The sequence below is a fragment of the Ruegeria arenilitoris genome (assembly GCF_013035315.1).
Lineage (GTDB): Bacteria > Pseudomonadota > Alphaproteobacteria > Rhodobacterales > Rhodobacteraceae > Ruegeria > Ruegeria arenilitoris_D.
The window spans coordinates 103512-122198 of sequence record NZ_WQHP01000007.1; the positions used below are offsets into that span (position 1 = coordinate 103512).

Annotated in this window: 18 protein-coding genes and 1 riboswitch; of the genes, 14 read left to right on the forward strand and 4 right to left on the reverse strand. The window is 59.0% G+C overall.

Annotation, left to right across the window (positions count from 1 at the left end):
- The first annotated feature begins 8 nt into the window (after positions 1-8).
- Positions 9-836, forward strand: coding sequence for an ABC transporter permease (locus tag GOV53_RS16120; protein ID WP_170468288.1), 828 nt, complete (start codon positions 9-11; stop codon positions 834-836).
- Here GOV53_RS16120 and GOV53_RS16125 read toward each other — a convergent pair.
- Positions 833-1435 (reverse strand): alpha-ketoglutarate-dependent dioxygenase AlkB family protein, encoded by a 603-nt coding sequence (locus GOV53_RS16125; RefSeq protein ID WP_170468289.1) that lies wholly within the window; start codon positions 1433-1435, stop codon positions 833-835. The two genes, GOV53_RS16120 and GOV53_RS16125, sit on opposite strands and share 4 nt — an antisense overlap.
- A gap of 213 nt (positions 1436-1648) precedes the next feature.
- Between GOV53_RS16125 and dnaK the strand changes: the two genes are divergently transcribed.
- The 13 genes from dnaK to radC all read left to right on the forward strand — a co-directional run bounded on the left by dnaK (position 1649) and on the right by radC (position 13220).
- Positions 1649-3559 (forward strand): molecular chaperone DnaK, encoded by a 1911-nt coding sequence (gene dnaK, locus GOV53_RS16130; RefSeq protein WP_170468291.1) that lies wholly within the window; start codon positions 1649-1651, stop codon positions 3557-3559.
- A 74-nt stretch (positions 3560-3633) separates the two neighbouring features.
- Positions 3634-4788 carry a molecular chaperone DnaJ gene (dnaJ, locus tag GOV53_RS16135; RefSeq protein ID WP_170468293.1) on the forward strand — a complete coding sequence of 385 codons (1155 nt, stop codon included), beginning with the start codon at positions 3634-3636 and terminating at the stop codon, positions 4786-4788.
- A gap of 130 nt (positions 4789-4918) precedes the next feature.
- Positions 4919-5025, forward strand: a riboswitch (TPP riboswitch).
- A gap of 46 nt (positions 5026-5071) precedes the next feature.
- Positions 5072-5875, forward strand: coding sequence for a bifunctional hydroxymethylpyrimidine kinase/phosphomethylpyrimidine kinase (gene thiD / locus GOV53_RS16140; RefSeq protein ID WP_170468295.1), 804 nt, complete (start codon positions 5072-5074; stop codon positions 5873-5875).
- Positions 5872-6849, forward strand: a complete 978-nt coding sequence (locus GOV53_RS16145; protein ID WP_170468297.1) for an FAD-dependent oxidoreductase — start codon at positions 5872-5874, stop codon at positions 6847-6849. Before thiD ends, GOV53_RS16145 begins: the two co-directional genes overlap by 4 nt.
- The gene (gene thiS / locus GOV53_RS16150; protein ID WP_170468299.1) at positions 6833-7027 is read left to right on the forward strand and encodes a sulfur carrier protein ThiS; all 195 of its coding nucleotides are present in this window, start codon (positions 6833-6835) and stop codon (positions 7025-7027) included. Before GOV53_RS16145 ends, thiS begins: the two co-directional genes overlap by 17 nt.
- Positions 7028-7030: 3 nt before the next feature.
- Positions 7031-7795: a thiazole synthase gene (locus tag GOV53_RS16155; RefSeq protein WP_170468301.1), complete on the forward strand. Its 765-nt coding sequence runs from the start codon at positions 7031-7033 to the stop codon at positions 7793-7795.
- On the forward strand, positions 7792-8388 hold the full coding sequence (locus tag GOV53_RS16160) for a thiamine phosphate synthase (protein ID WP_170468303.1): 597 nt from the start codon (positions 7792-7794) through the stop codon (positions 8386-8388). Before GOV53_RS16155 ends, GOV53_RS16160 begins: the two co-directional genes overlap by 4 nt.
- Positions 8385-9347, forward strand: coding sequence for a HesA/MoeB/ThiF family protein (locus tag GOV53_RS16165; RefSeq protein WP_170468305.1), 963 nt, complete (start codon positions 8385-8387; stop codon positions 9345-9347). Before GOV53_RS16160 ends, GOV53_RS16165 begins: the two co-directional genes overlap by 4 nt.
- Before the next feature lie 19 nt (positions 9348-9366).
- Positions 9367-10302 carry an ABC transporter substrate-binding protein gene (locus GOV53_RS16170; protein WP_170468307.1) on the forward strand — a complete coding sequence of 312 codons (936 nt, stop codon included), beginning with the start codon at positions 9367-9369 and terminating at the stop codon, positions 10300-10302.
- A complete protein-coding gene (gene tenA, locus GOV53_RS16175; RefSeq protein WP_170468309.1) occupies positions 10299-10973 on the forward strand; it encodes a thiaminase II in 675 nt (224 codons plus the stop codon). The genes GOV53_RS16170 and tenA overlap by 4 nt, the downstream gene beginning before the upstream one ends.
- The gene (locus GOV53_RS16180) at positions 10970-11698 is read left to right on the forward strand and encodes an ABC transporter ATP-binding protein (RefSeq protein ID WP_170468311.1); all 729 of its coding nucleotides are present in this window, start codon (positions 10970-10972) and stop codon (positions 11696-11698) included. The genes tenA and GOV53_RS16180 overlap by 4 nt, the downstream gene beginning before the upstream one ends.
- Positions 11695-12429, forward strand: coding sequence for an ABC transporter permease (locus GOV53_RS16185; protein ID WP_170468314.1), 735 nt, complete (start codon positions 11695-11697; stop codon positions 12427-12429). Before GOV53_RS16180 ends, GOV53_RS16185 begins: the two co-directional genes overlap by 4 nt.
- Positions 12430-12464: 35 nt before the next feature.
- Complete coding sequence (gene radC, locus GOV53_RS16190) at positions 12465-13220, forward strand: RadC family protein (RefSeq protein WP_170468315.1); 756 nt, start codon at positions 12465-12467, stop codon at positions 13218-13220.
- Positions 13221-13223: 3 nt separating this feature from the next.
- Here radC and GOV53_RS16195 read toward each other — a convergent pair whose 3' ends face one another.
- The 3 genes from GOV53_RS16195 to secA form a co-directional block, all read right to left on the reverse strand.
- Positions 13224-14780: a phosphate ABC transporter substrate-binding/OmpA family protein gene (locus GOV53_RS16195; RefSeq protein WP_170468317.1), complete on the reverse strand. Its 1557-nt coding sequence runs from the start codon at positions 14778-14780 to the stop codon at positions 13224-13226.
- A gap of 24 nt (positions 14781-14804) precedes the next feature.
- Positions 14805-15728: a hypothetical protein gene (locus tag GOV53_RS16200; protein WP_170468319.1), complete on the reverse strand. Its 924-nt coding sequence runs from the start codon at positions 15726-15728 to the stop codon at positions 14805-14807.
- Positions 15729-15827: 99 nt separating this feature from the next.
- Positions 15828-18545 (reverse strand): preprotein translocase subunit SecA, encoded by a 2718-nt coding sequence (gene secA / locus GOV53_RS16205; protein ID WP_170468321.1) that lies wholly within the window; start codon positions 18543-18545, stop codon positions 15828-15830.
- Between the last annotated feature and the right edge of the window lie 142 nt (positions 18546-18687).

An 18687-nucleotide genomic window follows, 5' to 3' on the forward strand; every position in this document is an offset into this window, starting at 1 on the left:
GTGCTTACGTGTATTATTTTGAGCGAAACAAGTCGCTGGCTGGCGGTGCCTTCACGACCTCCGAGCTCATCTACCACGCCGTTGTGCGCAGTATTCGCTCGCAACGTTCGAATGCTGTCCTTGCCGTAATCATGAACATTATACAGGTCGTTGCATTGGTAACGGTTTTCTACCTGATTATGACCTTGGTCGGTAAAATCACGGGTGTTGCGAAGATTCGCGGTAACCAGATCCTGTTTTTGCTGTCCGGGGTATTTCTATTTCTGACCCATGTGAAATCTGTAAGCGGTGTATCTGGGGTTTCAACGGGCAACAATCCGATGATGTTGCATTCTCCGATGAACATGATGGTGTCGCTTTTGGCAGCGGCCTTTGGGACATTTTATACTCAGCTCGTTTCGATCCTGGTGATCCTGTTTGTATACCACGTCGCGATCGAACCGCTTGAGGTGCAAGATCCGGGTGGTGCGTTCTACATGCTGGTTTTGGCATGGTTCACGGGATGCGCTGTAGGCGTTGTATTCATGGCGCTGAAGCCTTGGCTGCCAACTTTTGTGTCCATTTCCTCGACCGTGTACCGGCGTATGAACATGATTTTCTCGGGCAAGATGTTTGTAGCAAACAGTTTGGGAGGGTTTACTTTATTGATTTTCATCTGGAACCCGTTGTTTCACATTATTGACCAGTGCCGCGGGTTTGTGTTTCGCAACTACTTTCCGCGCAATACAAGCTGGGAATATCCTCTGTGGGTCGGTCTTGTCTTGCTGCTGATCGGGCTGCTGGGCATTTTCTTCACCCGTCAACACGTATCCAAAAGCTGGGGTGCGCGCAGTTAATTTGCGACGCGCAATGTCAGGTTAATCCGCCCGCCTTTGGGCAACAGCTTGGATGATCCGAACCGGATCCGGTCTACCCCGTGATAGGTCAGGCGGGCTGGCCCGCCCATGATCACCACGTCGCCCGAGCTCAGCCAGATGGACTCGGTCTTGCCGCCGCGTGTTTCGTTACCGATGCGAAACAGTGCGTCGTCGCCCAGCGATATCGACAGGACCGGCCAGGAAAAATCAGCCTCATCCTTGTCCCGATGCAGACCCATGCGAGCGCCTTCCGCATAATAGTTGATCAGACAACAGTCAGGGTCGCGGTCCGGGCTGGCCAAGTTGCGCCAGATGTTCAGGATTGTGTCCGGAATCTCGGGCCATTCCATTCCTTTGGGGTGTTGGGCCTGATAGCGATAGCCGCCTTTGTCGGTGACCCAGCCAAGCGCCCCGGCCGAGGTCATGCGCACCGACATCTCTTTGCCCGAGGGCGTGACAGGGCGAAATAGCGGTGCGGATTTCAGAATCGGGCGCAGTTCCTCGATCAGTTGGCTCTGTGCGGCCCCATCCAGATAGGCTTTTCTGATATCAAATCCGCGCAAGAGCAGCCGCGCCATCCAAGATTCCCCAATCCTTGCCAAAACCTTGCCCAAAAAGGCCACAGATTCCCGAAAACCTGCGATTTACACCGCTTGCAGGCTTTTGGTCTCGCCCTTATATACGCCGGGACGCGCAATGGTGTAGGGCTGTTGCGCAAAACAGATCGGGGCCAGATGCCATAACGGGTCCGGACCTCGGGACATCGCCTTGAAGAGAAAGGGATTGAACATATGGGAAAAGTAATCGGGATTGACCTCGGAACCACAAACTCGTGTGTGGCCATCATGGACGGCTCGCAGCCGAAGGTCATTGAAAACGCCGAAGGGGCGCGGACCACGCCCTCGATCGTCGCCTTCACCGAAGATGAGCGACTGGTCGGTCAGCCTGCAAAACGTCAGGCGGTCACCAACCCCGACAACACGATCTTTGGCGTCAAGCGTCTGATCGGTCGTCGTGTGGATGATGCAGAAGTCGAAAAAGATAAGAAAATGGTGCCGTACGCCATCGTCGATGGCGGCAATGGCGACGCGTGGGTTGAAGCCCGCGGTGAAAAGTACTCCCCAAGCCAGATCTCGGCCTTCACTCTGGGTAAGATGAAGGAAACCGCCGAGAGCTATTTGGGTGAGGAAGTCACGCAGGCGGTTATCACCGTTCCGGCATACTTCAACGACGCACAGCGTCAGGCCACAAAAGACGCCGGTAAAATCGCCGGTCTGGAAGTGCTGCGGATCATCAACGAACCGACGGCTGCTGCGCTGGCCTATGGTCTGGACAAGGAAGAAACCCAAACCATCGCGGTCTATGACCTTGGCGGCGGTACCTTCGACGTGACCATTCTGGAAATCGACGACGGCCTGTTCGAGGTCAAATCGACCAACGGTGACACCTTCCTGGGTGGTGAAGATTTTGACATGCGCATCGTCAACTACCTAGCGGATGAGTTCAAAAAGGAACACGGTGTCGACCTGTCTCAGGACAAGATGGCCCTGCAGCGTCTGAAAGAAGCTGCTGAAAAAGCCAAAATCGAGCTGTCTTCAACCTCGCAGACCGAAATCAACCAGCCGTTCATCTCGATGGGTTCGAACGGTCAGCCGTTGCACATGGTCATGAAGCTGACGCGTGCCAAGCTGGAATCGCTGGTCTCGGATCTGATCAAGAAGTCGATGAAGCCCTGCGCGGCTGCTCTGAAAGACGCCGGTCTGTCGGCTGCTGACGTGGACGAAGTTGTTCTGGTCGGCGGTATGACCCGGATGCCGAAAGTGATCGAAGAGGTCACCAAATTCTTCGGTAAAGAGCCGCACAAAGGTGTGAACCCTGACGAAGTGGTTGCCATGGGCGCCGCCATTCAGGCCGGTGTTCTGCAAGGCGACGTCAAAGACGTGGTTCTGCTGGACGTGACCCCACTGTCGCTGGGTATCGAGACGCTGGGTGGCGTATTCACCCGTCTGATCGACCGTAACACCACGATCCCGACCAAAAAGTCTCAGGTCTTCTCAACCGCCGAAGACAACCAGAACGCCGTGACCATCCGCGTGTTCCAGGGTGAGCGTGAAATGGCTGCGGACAACAAGATCCTGGGTCAGTTCAACCTTGAAGACATCCCGCCGGCACCGCGCGGCATGCCTCAGATCGAGGTGACTTTTGACATCGACGCCAACGGCATTGTCTCGGTTTCGGCCAAGGACAAAGGCACCGGCAAAGAGCAGAAGATCACCATTCAGGCCTCTGGCGGTCTGTCGGATGACGACATCGAAAAGATGGTCAAGGACGCCGAAGAGAACGCGGAAGCCGACAAGGAGCGCCGCGAGCTGGTCGACGCCAAGAACCAGGCGGAAAGCCTCATCCACTCGACCGAGAAGTCGATGGAAGAGCATGCCGACAAGGTTGACCCGACCACGATCGAAGCCATCGAGCTGGCGATTGCCGCGCTGAAGGACGAGCTGGAAACTGAAAATGCCGACAAGATCAAGTCGGGCATCCAGAACGTCACCGAAGCCGCTATGAAGCTGGGCGAGGCCATCTACAAGGCGCAGTCCGAAGAAGCCGAAGATGAGCCTGCGGCAGCTGATGCTGCTCCGGCCGGTGATGATGACATTGTCGATGCCGAGTTCGAAGATCTGGACGACGACAAGCGTAAATAACGGGTAACCGGGCCAATGTGGGCCGGTCCGCTCGCCGGGCCGGCCTATTTACGTTGAGGCAGAAGGAAGAACTGATGTCAAAACGCGACTACTACGAGGTGCTCGGAGTATCCAAGGGCGCTTCGGCGGACGAGATCAAGAAAGGCTTTCGCAAGAAGGCCAAGGAATTGCATCCCGACCGCAACAAAGACAACCCGGATGCCGAGGCGCAGTTCAAAGAAGCGAACGAAGCCTATGACGTGCTGCGCGATGCAGACAAAAAGGCCGCCTATGACCGCTTTGGTCATGCCGCTTTTGAAAACGGCATGGGTGGCGGTGGCCGTCCCGGTGGCGGATTTGGCGGTCAAGGTGATTTCTCCAGTGCGTTTTCGGACGTTTTCGACGACCTGTTCGGCGATTTCATGGGAGGGCAACGCGGTGGGGCCGGTGGCGGGCGCCGGGCCGCGCGCGGGTCGGACCTGCGCTACAATCTGCGTGTGACGTTAGAAGACGCCTATGCCGGATTGCAAAAAACAATCAACGTCCCGACTGCAGTCGCCTGTTCGTCCTGTGACGGCAACGGTGCCGAAGGCGGCGTCGAGCCCACAACCTGCCCGACCTGTTCCGGCATGGGCAAAGTGCGCGCGCAGCAGGGCTTCTTTACCGTCGAACGCACCTGTCCGACCTGTTCGGGTCTGGGCCAGATCATCAAGAACCCCTGCAAATCCTGTAACGGTGCAGGCCGCGTTGAAAAAGAGCGCGCGCTGTCCGTCAACATCCCCGCAGGCGTCGAAACCGGCACCCGAATCCGTCTTGCTGGTGAGGGTGAAGCCGGGATGCGAGGTGGCCCTCCGGGCGATTTGTACATTTTCGTCGAAGTCTCGGAACACCGGCTGTTCGAGCGCGACAGCGTAAACCTCTATTGCCGCGTGCCGGTCAGCATGGCCAAGGCGGCGCTGGGCGGTTCCATCGAAGTGCCCACCATCGATGGCGGCCGTGGTCGCGTGCAAATCCCGGCGGGCAGCCAGTCGGGACGTCAGATGCGCCTGCGTGGCAAAGGTATGCCTGCCCTGCGCGGTGGCGGTGTGGGCGATATGTTCATCGAACTGGCTGTGGAAACCCCGGTCAACCTGACCAGTCGCCAGAAAGAGCTGCTGCGTGAGTTCGACGATTTGGGTGAAGACAACCACCCGGAATCAAAAAGCTTTTTCTCATCCGTCAAATCCTTCTGGGACGGTATGAAGGGCTGAAACGCTCTCATTCGAATGTCATTCAAGAGCCGGTCCAAGGGATCGGCTCTTTGCTTTTTATAAGTCCAGTTTCACCATCATCTGCGCCAAAATTGGCCCTTGATTCCGGACTCAACCCCTGAGATTGTCCGCCCAACCGTTGGGGTGCCCTGTCTGAAGGGCTGAGAGGCGCAGCTGCGCTAACCCATCGAACCTGATCCGGGCAATACCGGCGTAGGGAACGGTCTCGCAGTGCACAGACGTTTTTTATGCCCCGTTGCCCCTTTTGAACTGGAGCAACGAGATGGCACCCATTGCCTTAACAATTGCAGGATCCGACAGCGGGGGAGGGGCCGGAATACAGGCCGACCTCAAGGCCATGTCCGCTCTGGGCGTTTATGGTGCCAGTGTGATCACGGCCGTGACAGCGCAAAATACGCGGGCGGTGACCTCCGTCCACGGTGTTCCACTTGATGTCATTGCCGCGCAGATCGAGGCCGTTTTGTCTGATCTCAACGTGAGCGCGGTCAAGATCGGCATGTTGGCAACGCCTGAGATCATTCACTGCGTGGCCGACAGCATCGCAACGTTTCAGGGGCCAGTGGTTCTGGACCCGGTCATGATCGCCAAATCTGGTGATGCGCTTTTGGCAGAAGAGGCCGTACAGACCTTGCGCGGCGTTCTTTTGCCACGGGCTACTGTGTTGACCCCGAACCTGCCCGAAGCCGCCTGTTTGTTGGAGGTTGGGCCTGCAGTTGATCGGGATCAGATGGTCGCACAAGGCCATAATCTGTGCGCCATGGGTGCCAAATCGGTCTTGATGAAAGGCGGGCATGGAAGAGGTGACATTTGTCACGACATTCTGGTGTCGGCAGATGGCGTTATCGATGAGTTTCAGGCCCCGCGTCAACAGACGCGCAACACGCATGGTACCGGCTGCACCTTGTCCTCATCCATTGCGGCCGGGCTTGCCAAAGGCTTGCCGCTAGACCGCGCGGTTGCCGAGGCGCATGGCTATCTTCAGGGTGCGATCACCAAGGCTGACGCTTTGAATATCGGTCAGGGTCACGGGCCGGTGCATCACTTCCATCAGGTTTGGCCTGCATGACCGTCTGGTCGGTCATAGGCGCTGGCGTGGCTGGTCTGGCTGTCGCATCCGAGCTGGTGGCGCGCGGAGCGAGTGTGCAGATGTACGATCCCGGTGGTCCTCCCGGCCCGCATGGCTGTTCCTGGTGGGCGGGCGGTATGCTGGCCCCTTGGTGTGAGTATGAGAATACCGAGGAACCGGTGCTGCGCCTGGGGCAGACGGCAATCGACTGGTGGTCGTCGCGCACTCAGGTGCACAGACGTGGTACGCTGGTGGTTGCCAACCCGCGGGACCTGCCAGACCTGCGCCGTTTTGCACGCCGAACGGAAGGCTTTTCTGAAACCACTCGGGACGAAATAACCGAATTAGAGCCTGATCTACACGGTTTCGCCAATGGTCTCTACTTTGGTGACGAAGCTCACTTGGACCCCCGTCAGGCATTGCGGGATCTGGCCCGGCAGCTTCGGGACCACGGGGTCACGTTCCACCAAAGAATGGCACCGACGCAGTTGCACAACGCGATTGATTGTCGGGGTCTGCATGCGCGTGAATATTTGCACGACCTGCGCGGCGTGAAGGGCGAAATGCTGGTGATCCGCTGCCCCGACGTAACCCTGACCCGGCCCGTGCGCCTACTGCATCCACGGATGCCGCTTTACATCGTGCCGCGCGGTGATGGCGTCTACATGCTGGGCGCGACGATGATCGAATCCGAGGACAGCGGCCGGATCACGGCACGCTCAATGCTGGAATTGCTCAGCGCGGCTTATGCGCTGAACCCGGCTTTTGGCGAGGCCGAAGTGCTGGAGATCGGTGTCGATCTGCGCCCTGCTTTCCCCGACAACCTGCCGCGTATCAGGCGGTTGGGGCGGACAATTTACGCCAATGGCCTCTATCGCCACGGCTACCTTCTTGCCCCGGCGCTGGCACAGGGCGTGGCCGATTTGGCGTTGGACAACAAACATTCGGAGATGGTCGATGAAGATCGTGCTTAACGGTGAATCGCGCGCGGTGCGTGCCGAAACTCTTGCGGAACTTCTGCAGGAATGCGGGTTCTCCGGTCGTGTTGCCACGGCGGTGAACGAGGATTTCGTCCCCTCCAGCCTGCGCGCTTCCCACAAGATCAAAGACGGTGATCGGGTCGAAGTCGTCGCTCCGATGCAGGGGGGCTGAGCGATGAAAGAGTTCTATGGCACGCGGTTGCCGAACCCTCTGATGTTGGGAACCGCGCAATATCCCAGCCCGGCGATCCTGGAGCAGGCCTTTCGCGACAGCGGCGCTGGGGTGGCAACCGTATCGCTGCGACGCGAGTCCGGAGCCGGCCAGACATTCTGGCAGATGATCCGTGACCTGGGCGTTCTGGTTTTGCCCAACACGGCAGGCTGCCACACGGTCAAGGAGGCGGTGACCACCGCCCATATGGCTCATGAGGTCTTTGACACCACATGGATCAAACTGGAGCTGATCGGTCACACAGACAGCCTGCAGCCCGACGTCTTCCAACTGGTCGAAGCCGCGCGCATCCTGACCGAGGACGGGTTTCATGTCTTTCCCTATACCACCGACGATCTGATCGTGGGTGAACGTCTGTTGGCGGCAGGCTGTGAGGTTCTCATGCCCTGGGGGGCACCCATCGGGTCAGGTCGGGGGCTAAACAACGAATACGCCCTGCGTTCGATGCGCGCGGAATTCCTGGACGTCCCGCTGGTGATCGACGCAGGGATTGGTCTACCCAGCCATGCTGCGCGCGCGATGGAATTGGGCTTTGATGCAGTGCTGCTGAACACCGCTGTGGCCCGCGCCGGGGATCCGGTGATGATGGCCAAAGCGATGAAATTGGCGATTGAGGCCGGGCAACTGGCCCATCAAGCCGATCCGATCGAGGCGCGCGACATGGCTGAACCCTCGACCCCTGTGATTGGAAAGGCGTTTCTGTCATGAAGCTAGACCGGTTTTACCCGATCTTCGACCATTCTGACTGGTTGCGCCGGATGCTGCCGCTTGGCGTGAAGCTGGTGCAGCTGCGCATCAAGGACCAGCCGGATGCGGTGGTGCACGAGCAGATCGCGGTCTCTCGTGACCTGTGCCGCGAACATGGGGCGGTTCTGGTGGTGAACGACTATTGGCAGGCGGCCATCGACGCGGGGTGCGACTGGATTCATCTGGGGCAGGAGGATCTGGACGATGCCGATCTGAAGGCCGTCCGCCGCGCGGGCTTGAAACTGGGTGTTTCGACCCATGACGATGATGAGCTCGAGCGCGTGCTGGCCATGGACCCCGATTACATCGCTTTGGGTCCGGTTTACCCTACGATCCTGAAAAAGATGAAATGGGAACAGCAGGGCTTGCCCCGTGTGACCGAATGGAAAGCGCGGGTGGGGGATATTCCGCTGGTAGGTATCGGCGGCATGAGCGTCGAGCGCGCGCCGGGTGTGTTGGCGGCGGGGGCGGACATTGTCTCGGTCGTGACCGACATCACGCTGATTGCAGATCCCGAGGCTCGGGTGCGGGCGTGGATCGAGGCCACCAGATGAGCCGTTATAGCCGACAAATGATCTTGCCCGAGGTTGGTGCAGAAGGTCAGGCTCAACTGTCTGACGCACGCGTTCTGGTAGTCGGGGCCGGGGGGCTGGCAGCCCCCGAGCTGCCACTGCTGGCCGGTGCAGGGGTCGGTCAAATCACCATCATGGACCGCGATGAGGTCGCGCTGTCGAACCTGCACAGACAGACTTTGTTTTCCGAACAAGACTGCGGCCGTCCCAAGGCCGAAGTCGCCGCTGAGCGTTGCATTGCTTTGAATGGCGATATCTCAATAATCGCCGAGAAACAGGCTCTAACAAACGAAAATACTGCAGAATTCGTTGGTCAGGCGGACATCGTGCTCGATTGTGCGGACAGTTATGCGGCCAGCTACACTCTGTCCGATACCTGCCACGCCCTGAGCAAGCCGCTCATCAGCGCCTCGGTTCTGGGGTTGTCGGGCTACGTTGGTGGCTTCTGCGGTGGCGCGCCGTCTTTGCGGGCCGTGTTCCCGGATGCGCCGGAAAGCGGAGCCAGCTGTGCCAGTGCCGGGGTGCTGGGGCCTGTCGTCGGAATGATCGGCGCGATGCAGGCCCAGATGGCGCTGAGTGTGATACTCGGCCTGGCCCCCTCTCCACTGGGTTTAATGGTGCAGTTTGATGCCCGCACCCTGCGCAGCAGTACGTTTCGCTTCGACGACGCGCCTGAGCCCGCTGATCATTTCTCTTTCATCTCAGCGAGCCAGCTGACCGCGAACGATCTGATCATAGAGCTTCGTGGCCCGGATGAAGCCCCTGATCCTATCCACCCTAACGCCTGCCGCCAGTCACCGGAAACTATCAAAATAGAGCCTAACACAGGCAAAAGACTAGCGCTTTGCTGTGCCACCGGCCTGCGTGCTTGGCGTGCTGCGGAACAACTGAAACCAGATTGGCCGGGCGAGATCGTCCTCGTCGCGGCCTCAACCTCGTGAAGAAAAGGAAACGCGAGACATGAAAAAGCTGATCACAGCGATTGCCCTTCTGGCCGCCGCGCCAGCCTGGGCCGAGGACAAGATGACCGTCCTGCTGGACTGGTTCGTCAATCCCGACCACGGTCCCATCATCGTGGCGCAGGAAAAGGGTTACTTCGCCGATGAAGGGCTTGAGATCGAAATCGTGCCCCCTGCCGATCCGTCGGCTCCGCCGCGTTTGGTCGCCGCCGGTCAGGCTGATCTGGCGGTATCCTACCAGCCGCAATTGCACCTGCAGATTCACGAGGGCCTGCCGCTCAAGCGCGTCGGCACTCTGGTCGCCACCCCGTTGAACTGTCTGCTGGTCCTCAAAGATGGTCCGATCGAAACGCTGGGCGATTTGAAGGGTAAGAAAGTCGGCTTCTCGGTCGCCGGTGTGGAAGAGGCCGTGCTGGGCGCCATGCTGAACGCCCATGGTGTCGCTCTGGACGATATTGAGATGATCAACGTCAACTTTTCGCTTTCGCCGTCGCTGATGACTGGTCAAGTGGATGCAGTGATCGGCGCGTTCCGTAACTTTGAACTGAACCAGATGGATATCGAAGGCGTTGCTGGCCGCTGCTTCTATATCGAGGAAGAAGGCGTACCGCCCTATGATGAGCTGATCTATGTCGCCAACCCCGATACGATGGACGCCGACAAAGTCGCCCGCTTTCTGGCCGCGACCGAGAAGGCGACACAGTTCATCGTCAACAACCCCGAAGAAAGCTGGGAAATCTTCGCCGCCACCTCACCCGAGCTACAGGATGAGCTGAACGCTCGTGCCTGGGTCGACACGCTGCCCCGCTTTGCGCTGCGCCCGGCGGGTTTTGACGCGGGTCGTTATGCCCGGTTCGAAGCTTTCCTGAAAGACAGCGGCATGATCGACAGCATCAACCCGGTCAGCGCCATCTCGGTCGATGTGACCGCACCATGAGCGACTATGGCAAAGCCTTCACGCTGTTGCGTGATGCCGCGCAGGGGCCGTGGCGGGATTACACCCGCCACGCCTTTGTAGAGGGCATGAAAGACGGCACCCTGCCGCGCACGGCGTTTCTGCACTATCTGCGGCAGGATTACGTATTCCTGATCCACTTTTCCCGCGCCTGGGCGTTGGCGGTTGTGAAATCGGAAACGCACTCTGAGATGTTGACCGCGGTTGCGACCGTGAACGCGCTGGTGGCTGAGGAAATGCAGCTGCATATCGGGATTTGCCAAGCTGAGGGGATTTCCAGCGAGGAACTTTTTGGCACGCCGGAACGCGCGGAAAATCTGGCTTACACCCGCTTTGTGCTTGAGGCCGGGTATAGCGGCGATCTGCTGGACCTTCTGGCCGCCCTTGCGCCCTGTGTGATGGGGTATGGTGAGATCGGCGTAAGGCTGGAGTCCGAGGCGACCTCGGACACTTACCGTGATTGGATCAACACTTATGCGGGCCCGGATTACCAAGAGGCCTGCAAAGCGGTTGGTGAATTGCTAGAACAGTCTCTAACACGGCGTATTGGTTCGGACTATGCGACCTCTCCACGCTGGCAGCGTCTGTGCCAAACCTTCCGAACAGCCACCGAGCTAGAGGTCAACTTCTGGCAAATGGGCCTGACGCCGTGACCCCAGCGCCCGATCTGACCATCAACGGGTCTGCCACCATCAACGGCGTGCCTCTGTTCGCGCCGCTCAGCCTGACCCTTGCGGCAGGGCAGTGGACCTGTCTGTTGGGCGGGTCGGGCGTTGGCAAAACAACCATTCTGCGCCTGATTGCCGGTCTGGAAACCGGTGCGGTGTTTGACGGAGAAATCACTGCCAGCGATGGGAAATCGGTTCAGGATCGGGTCGCCTATATGGCGCAGGACGATCTGCTGCTGCCCTGGGCCACGGCCGCGCAAAATGTCTGCCTGGGTGCACGGCTGCGGGGACAAAAGCCCGATCTTGCCCGCAGGGATCGACTGATCAAACGAATGCGATTGGAAGATCATATGGGCAAGAAACCAGCCGAGCTCTCCGGTGGACAACGTCAGCGGGTTGCCCTGGCCCGGACATTGATGGAGGACCGTCCGATCGTATTGCTGGATGAACCCTTCTCGGCGCTGGATGCCCGCACGCGGGCGGATATGCAGGACCTCGCGGCTGAGGCGCTGCAGGACCGCACTGTGCTGTTGGTAACCCATGACCCGGCCGAGGCTGCCCGGCTGGGCCAATCTATCGTGGTCATGACTCAATTGGGCGTTACATCCTGCCAGCCCCCGCACGCGCCAGCCCCGCGCAAAGTTGACGACCTTGAAACGCTGGAAACGCAGGGCGCGCTGCTGCGTCTGTTGCGCGAAGAGGCGGCATGAAGCTGCTCTCTGTTCTTGCCGCAACGGTCTTTGCTCTGGCCATCTGGCAGGGGATCGTGTCCCTCACCGGCCTGCCAAAGTTCATCCTGCCGGGGCCGGCGCTGGTGGCTGAAACCTGGTGGCAGAACCGCTGGCTGATCGCGGAACACACATGGGTGACTGCGGTCGAGGTCATCATTGGCCTTGCCTGCGGCACCATTTTGGGTGTGGTCACTGCATTGCAACTGGCGAACTCCCGCGCCGCACGGGTGCTGGTACAGCCGATGTTGGTTTTCACTCAAGCCCTGCCGGTCTTTGCACTGGCCCCTCTGCTGACCTTGTGGTTGGGGTACGGCCTTTGGTCCAAGGTCGCGATGGCGGTTCTGATCATCTATTTCCCAATCACCTCATCCTTTTTTGACGGGTTGATGCGGACGCCGCCCGGATATCTGGACCTTGCGCGCACCATGCAGGCCAGCCCGCGCGCAGTGTTGTGGCATATTCGCATTCCCGCCGCCTTGCCCTCGCTGGCGTCCGGAATGCGTCTGGCCGCCGTCTACGCGCCCATCGGGGCGGTGATTGGTGAGTGGGTGGGGTCTTCGCAAGGGTTGGGGTACCTGATGTTGCTGGCCAATGGGCGGGCCAAGACCGATCTGATGTTCGCGGCGATGCTGACGCTGGGGGTGTTTTCGATCCTGCTGCACATGATTGTCCGCCGTGCCACGGCGCGCATAGCGGGTGAGGCGCGTTAACCATTCGGAAACCGATTCTGCGGCAGGGTGGCCTCATGACACAGGACGCCTTTGCTGAAGCCCCGATGCTGTTTGAAACGGACGAAGCCCCGGTGCAGCCGCTGCCTACAGGTCGCTTACCGTCTTACATCAAAGACCACCGAAAACGTCTGCGCGAACGGTTCATGTCGGGTGGATCAGCAGCGATGCCGGATTATGAGCTGTTGGAACTGGTCTTGTTCCGTTCAATTCCGCGGCAGGACGTGAAGCCTCTGGCGCGGGCATTGATGGATACGTTTGGCGATTTCAATCGCGTCCTCACCGCGCCTGAGGAACGGTTGCGGCAGATCAAAGGGGTCGGGGACACGGTCATCACCGATCTGAAGATCCTTGAGGCCTGTGCCCACCGCATGGCCCGTGCGCGGGTGATGCAGCGGCATGTGATATCAGGTTGGGACGCGCTGCTCGACTATTGCCATACAACCATGGCGCATCGCGAGACCGAACAGTTCCGGGTATTTTATCTGGACCGAAAAAACGTGCTGATCGCGGATGAAGAACAGGCCAAAGGCACCGTTGATCACGTGCCGGTCTACCCGCGAGAGGTCGCCAAACGCGCGTTGGAACTAAACGCTTCGGCCTTAATTCTGGTGCACAACCACCCGTCGGGCGATCCCACGCCCTCGCAATCGGACATCGATATGACCAACCGGATACAGGATGCTTGCGTCGCGCTGGGCCTGACGCTGCATGATCACCTGATCATCGGCAAATCAAATGAGCTGAGTTTTCAATCCGAGGGGTATCTGTAAGGATTACTGCACCCAAACTTCGACCCGACGATTGACCTTCCGGCCCCATTCGGTGTCATCGCACGCCATGGGCATCGCCTCGCCGAAAGCGTCCACCGCGATCTCGATACTGTCTGGAATAGCTGTTTCAACCGCTGCAATGACCGCGTTGCGTACCGTTCTGGCCCGCAACATCGCGATCCGCGCATTTGCTGACGCCGCACCATCCCCGTCGCTAAAGCCAACGAAGGTCAGCTTGCGGGCGTCGACAGCTCCGGTTTCCAGCGCATGCGCCAGTGCCCGAATATTCGAGCGTGACTGGGCGTCGGGGCGGGATGATCCGGCCTCGAACCGGAAGGACAGCGATAGACGGGATTGGGGGCGCAGCGTCTTGATCATGCGCTGCAACTCGTCCAACCCAACCTCGGCACCACCTGAAACCACCGCATTGGCCAAACGGTCGCCCTGCAGCACGATCTGCATCATTTCCGGAGTCTGATCGACAAAACCCGCCTTACGGATCGCCATCTGAGCCTCGGCGCTTTGGGTATAGGCCAGGAACTGCCGTGCGATGCGGGGCAGACGGATTTCCGGCAGGTACAGGAACATTGGTGAGGTTAGCGGGTAGTCCTCGGTTTTAATCGATTGCCGCGTGGCCGCCAATGCGTGACCACATCCGCCGGTCAAAGGCAGGGCGCGGGCAGCCCCAATCTCGGCATGGCTGGCTATGCCGATTGCAAATGGATCATCAGCGACCGCACGAACCAGATCACTATTGCGGGTATAGCGCGAAACACCCTCGGCAAGGGTTGCATTCGCGGGTGCCAGCAGCCGATCCTCGACCCCTTGTGCCAGGCCCGAGCCCGCGTCGGGTAGATGCAGCGACATTGGCGCGTCGGGTCCGCCCAGATCAGACCAATTTGCGATTTCGCCAGAAAAAACGCGAACCAACTCAGCTGGGGAGATCTGCCGAACCGGATTGTCGCGTGCTACGATCGGGACAAGCGCATCCAGCGCAATGACCCTTGATCGGCGCGCGCCCGCAAGATCGCCCAGCCCGGCCGTTTGTGCGGCCTCTTGTTCTGAAGGGCGGATCTCACGCAGCGCCATGACGATATCGGCCTCATCAGCGACCAAATCCCTAAATCCACCACCGGTGTTACCGGGATCAAAGAAAAACCGGCCCAACGGAGCATTGCGCCCCGCCTTGTGCAGTTCATATGCGAAAGCGCCGTTGCCCAAAGGCTGCGGTGTTGCTGACATCCCTTCCTGCTGGGCAAAGCCGACAATGAGTGCTGGCAGAACCTTTTCTGCCATGACCGACGAGCCGGAAAACCGAACTTCGGCTACATAGTCGGTGAGACTGGGGCAGGCGGGGCCTTCGCAGGTAACGCCAGACCCATCGACGGTCAGCTCACCGAATTGCGTCTCTACACGATAAAACTCGCCATCAAAGCTCAGTAGGTTGCCGGTGATCTCGACCTTGCCGTCCTGCGAGGTCAGGGTAATGTCCTGCGCAAGGACCTGTGACGCCAGAATTGCCGAAATCAGTGTAGCCGCTGCCACACGAAAGAATGTCATAAGAAAGCCGAGCCTGCCTGCGGTTTAGTTTGCAGCGATTGTCAGGTCTTGGAGCAGATTATTCAACACCAGAAACTCACCGGTTTGTGCGCAACCCGGCATGGTCAGCGTCAAATCGCGTGATCGCAAGCGGCGATCCCCGCGCAGTTCCAGTGATTGCAGGGCGAGATCATGGCCACAATTGGCGTCGTTCACCTCGGCTTCGATGGTCAGCTCGATCGAACCAGTCTGATCGGTCTGGGAGACCGGGAAGGAGTAAACCTCGATATTCTGCGCGTCTCCAAACCCGGATTGGCCCAAATGCACGACGTTACCCGCCCCACCTGTGTCCGTATTGGCCGAGACGTGACCTGTGCCGCCATAGCTGGCCCCAAATTCCAGCGCATGGATTTGCAGGTCTGTGTTCCCCTGCCATTGCAGGGCGATGCGGGTGAAATCTGCCATGTCCGGGATGTGAGTGGTGGCAACGGTCCCGGTCTGATCGTCGACTGAGATCAGAAAGATGGCATATTCCGACAGGGCCGGGATCGTCAGATCCAGACGGCCGTTCTTGTCCGTTTTTTGAGTGACTTTCAGCCCGCTGTGATGCACCTCAATCCGTTCATTGCTGTGGCAGGGGGCTTTCACGGTCAGGCGGGCGGAGGCGCCGGGCACGGCGTGAGCACGCGCGCTCAGTGCGCATTTCGAAGGGTCAGAAGGGGTTGACCGGCTGGGCTGCAGCGTGCGCTGAGTGGGCTGAGCGCCGCGCGGCGTATCCAAGGCTGGAGTCGAGGAGGTCAGCACGACATCCTGCAGTCCGGCAATAACCGAAGACTGATTGGCAATCACATCCGATTGCACCTGCGCATCGTCCGATTGCGCGGGCCATCCATTTTGCATCAGGTAACCAATGGCCAGGGCGCAAGCCACAGTGCCGCCAGTGGTTACGTAATTCTTGATTACGAACAAAACACCCTCCCCAGTTGAAGGAGCGAGTCGCAATGTGATGCCGAATCACGGCCAATATGTGGCCGTGAGGCGGACTCATTGTGTCGGGAAAGAGTGACCTCAGGTCAGCCGACCATGGCAGTGTTTGAACTTTTTGCCGGATCCGCAGGGGCAAAGATCGTTGCGCGACGGGTTACCCCAGGTCGAAGGATCGTCTTCGACAAAACCGGGGCGTGCGTCGCCCGAAGCTTTCGCTTCGGCCACGGCTTCGGCCCGATCTGCGGCCTTGTCGACCGCCTGTTGGGCCTCGGCCTGCTGAGACTGCATTTGGGCCAGCATCTCGCGCTGTTCTTCCTCGGTCAGCGGGCGAACGCGCGACAGTTGCTGTGTCACGGTTTCGCGCAAGGAATCCAGCATGCCTTCGAACAACTGGAAGCTTTCGTTCTTATATTCGTTCAGCGGATCACGCTGAGCGTAGCCGCGGAACCCAACAACCGAACGCAGATGTTCCAGCGTCAACAGGTGCTCGCGCCATTTGCTGTCGATGGTCTGCAGCAGAACCTGCTTTTCGATGTTGCGCATGTTCTCGGGGCCAAAAGCGGCAGCCTTCTGCGCCATCATCTCGTCTGCGGCGTTTATCAGACGCTCGCGAACTTGCTCGTCATCCACGCCTTCCTCGGCGGCCCAGTCCTGAACCGGCGCGTCGATGGTCAGCTTGTCCTTGACCGCTTCATGCAGACCGTCGGTGTCCCACTGGTCGGCGTAGGATTTCGGCGGCATATATTCGTCGATCAGGTCGTCGATCACCTGTTCGCGCATATCAGACACGACCTCGGACAGGTCATCCGAGGACATGATCTCGCGCCGCTGGCTAAAGACAACCTTTCGCTGGTCGTTCATCACGTCGTCGAATTTCAGGACGTTTTTGCGCATGTCGAAGTTGCGGCCTTCAACTTTGGACTGCGCGCGTTCCAGCGACTTGTTCACCCAAGGGTGCACGATTGCCTCGCCCTCTTTCATACCCAGCGTAGTCAGGACCTTGTCCAGACGTTCCGAGCCGAAGATACGCATCAGATCGTCTTCGAGGCTCAGGTAGAACACGGTGCGGCCAGGGTCGCCCTGACGGCCTGAACGACCGCGCAGCTGGTTGTCGATGCGGCGGCTTTCGTGGCGTTCGGACGCCATCACGTATAGACCACCCGCAGTCAAAACTTTTTCTTTTTCTTCAGCATGGCGCGCCTCTTCCGCGGCGCGCAGCTGGGCGGGGTCGGCCTCGGGGTTTTCGGCCAGCGCCTGCAGAACCTTCATCTCGACATTGCCGCCCAGCTGAATATCGGTACCGCGGCCGGCCATGTTGGTGGCGATAGTCACCGCACCAAGACGTCCGGCATCAGCGACGATCTGTGCTTCTTGCTCGTGCTGGCGGGCGTTCAGAACATTGTGTTCGATGCCCTCTTTTTGCAGCATCTGGCTTAGCAGTTCGGATTTCTCGATGGACGTCGTGCCCAGCAGGACCGGTTGGCCCTTTTCCTGCGCTTCTTTGGTTTCCTTGATCATCGCGCCGTATTTTTCCATGGCGGTGCGATAGACCTGATCATCCTCGTCCATACGGGCGATCGGCTTGTTGGTCGGAACTTCGACCACACCCAGGCCGTAGATTTCGGCGAATTCCTCGGCCTCGGTCAGGGCTGTACCGGTCATACCGCCCAGTTTGTCATAGAGGCGGAAATAGTTCTGGAAGGTCACGCTGGCCAGCGTCACGTTCTCGGGCTGAATTTGCACGCCTTCCTTGGCCTCGATGGCCTGATGCAGACCTTCGGACAAACGGCGGCCCGGCATCATGCGGCCGGTGAATTCGTCGATCAGAACCACGTTGCCGTCACGAACAATGTAGTCCTTATCGCGGTTGAATAGTTTGTGCGCGCGCAGGCCTTGGTTCACGTGGTGTACGACCGTTGTGCTTTCGGGGTCATACAGCGAATGGCCCTCGGGGATCAGACCGGCGGCGATCAGTTGCTGCTCCAGGAACTCGTTGCCTTCATCAGTGAAGGTCACGTTCCGGGATTTCTCGTCCAGTGTGAAGTGTTCGTCGCTAAGTGACGGAATCAGACCATCAATGGCGGTATACAAGTCCGAGCGGTCCTGCGACGGCCCCGAGATGATCAGCGGTGTCCGCGCCTCGTCGATCAGGATCGAGTCCACCTCGTCCACAATCGCGAAATTGTGGTGTTTCTGGTAAACCTGTTCCAGATCCGCCTTCATGTTGTCGCGCAGATAATCGAAACCCAGCTCGTTATTGGTGGCATAGGTGATGTCGCACTTGTAAGCGGCCATCTTTTCGTCGTCGGGTTGACCGGACCAGATCACGCCCGTGGTCATGCCCAAGGCTGCGAACACCTTGCCCATCCATTCCGAGTCACGTTTGGCCAGATATTCGTTCACGGTAACGACGTGCACGCCCTTACCGGTCAGCGCGTTCAGATAGGCCGGGAAGGTCGCGACCAGCGTCTTGCCCTCACCCGTTTTCATTTCCGAGATGTTGCCTTGATGCAGGAACGTACCGCCCATCAGCTGGACATCAAAGGCGCGCAGACCCAGCGCGCGTTTAGCGCCTTCGCGGACATTGGCAAAGGCTTCGGGCAGCAGATCGTCCAGGCTTTCGCCATCCAGTGCGCGTTTTCGCAGTTCTTCGGTCTTTTCCTTCAGACCGTCATCCGACAGTTTCTCGAACTCGGGTTCCAGCGCGTTGATCTTTTCGATCAGGGGGCGGGTCGCCTTGATCTTGCGGTCGTTCGGTGTTCCGAACACCTTTTTGGCGAGCGTTCCGAGTCCCAGCATGTTCACTCCAGCGGATCTGTTCTTGTCTTGGTTGCGACAGGCTTGCCCACCTTGCGCGCAACCCATAGATACGGGGGGTGAAAGGCGGCCCTGTCCAAGGCTTCAAAGCGATGTAAGCGGCAGGTTCCAGAGTGTCAACGCC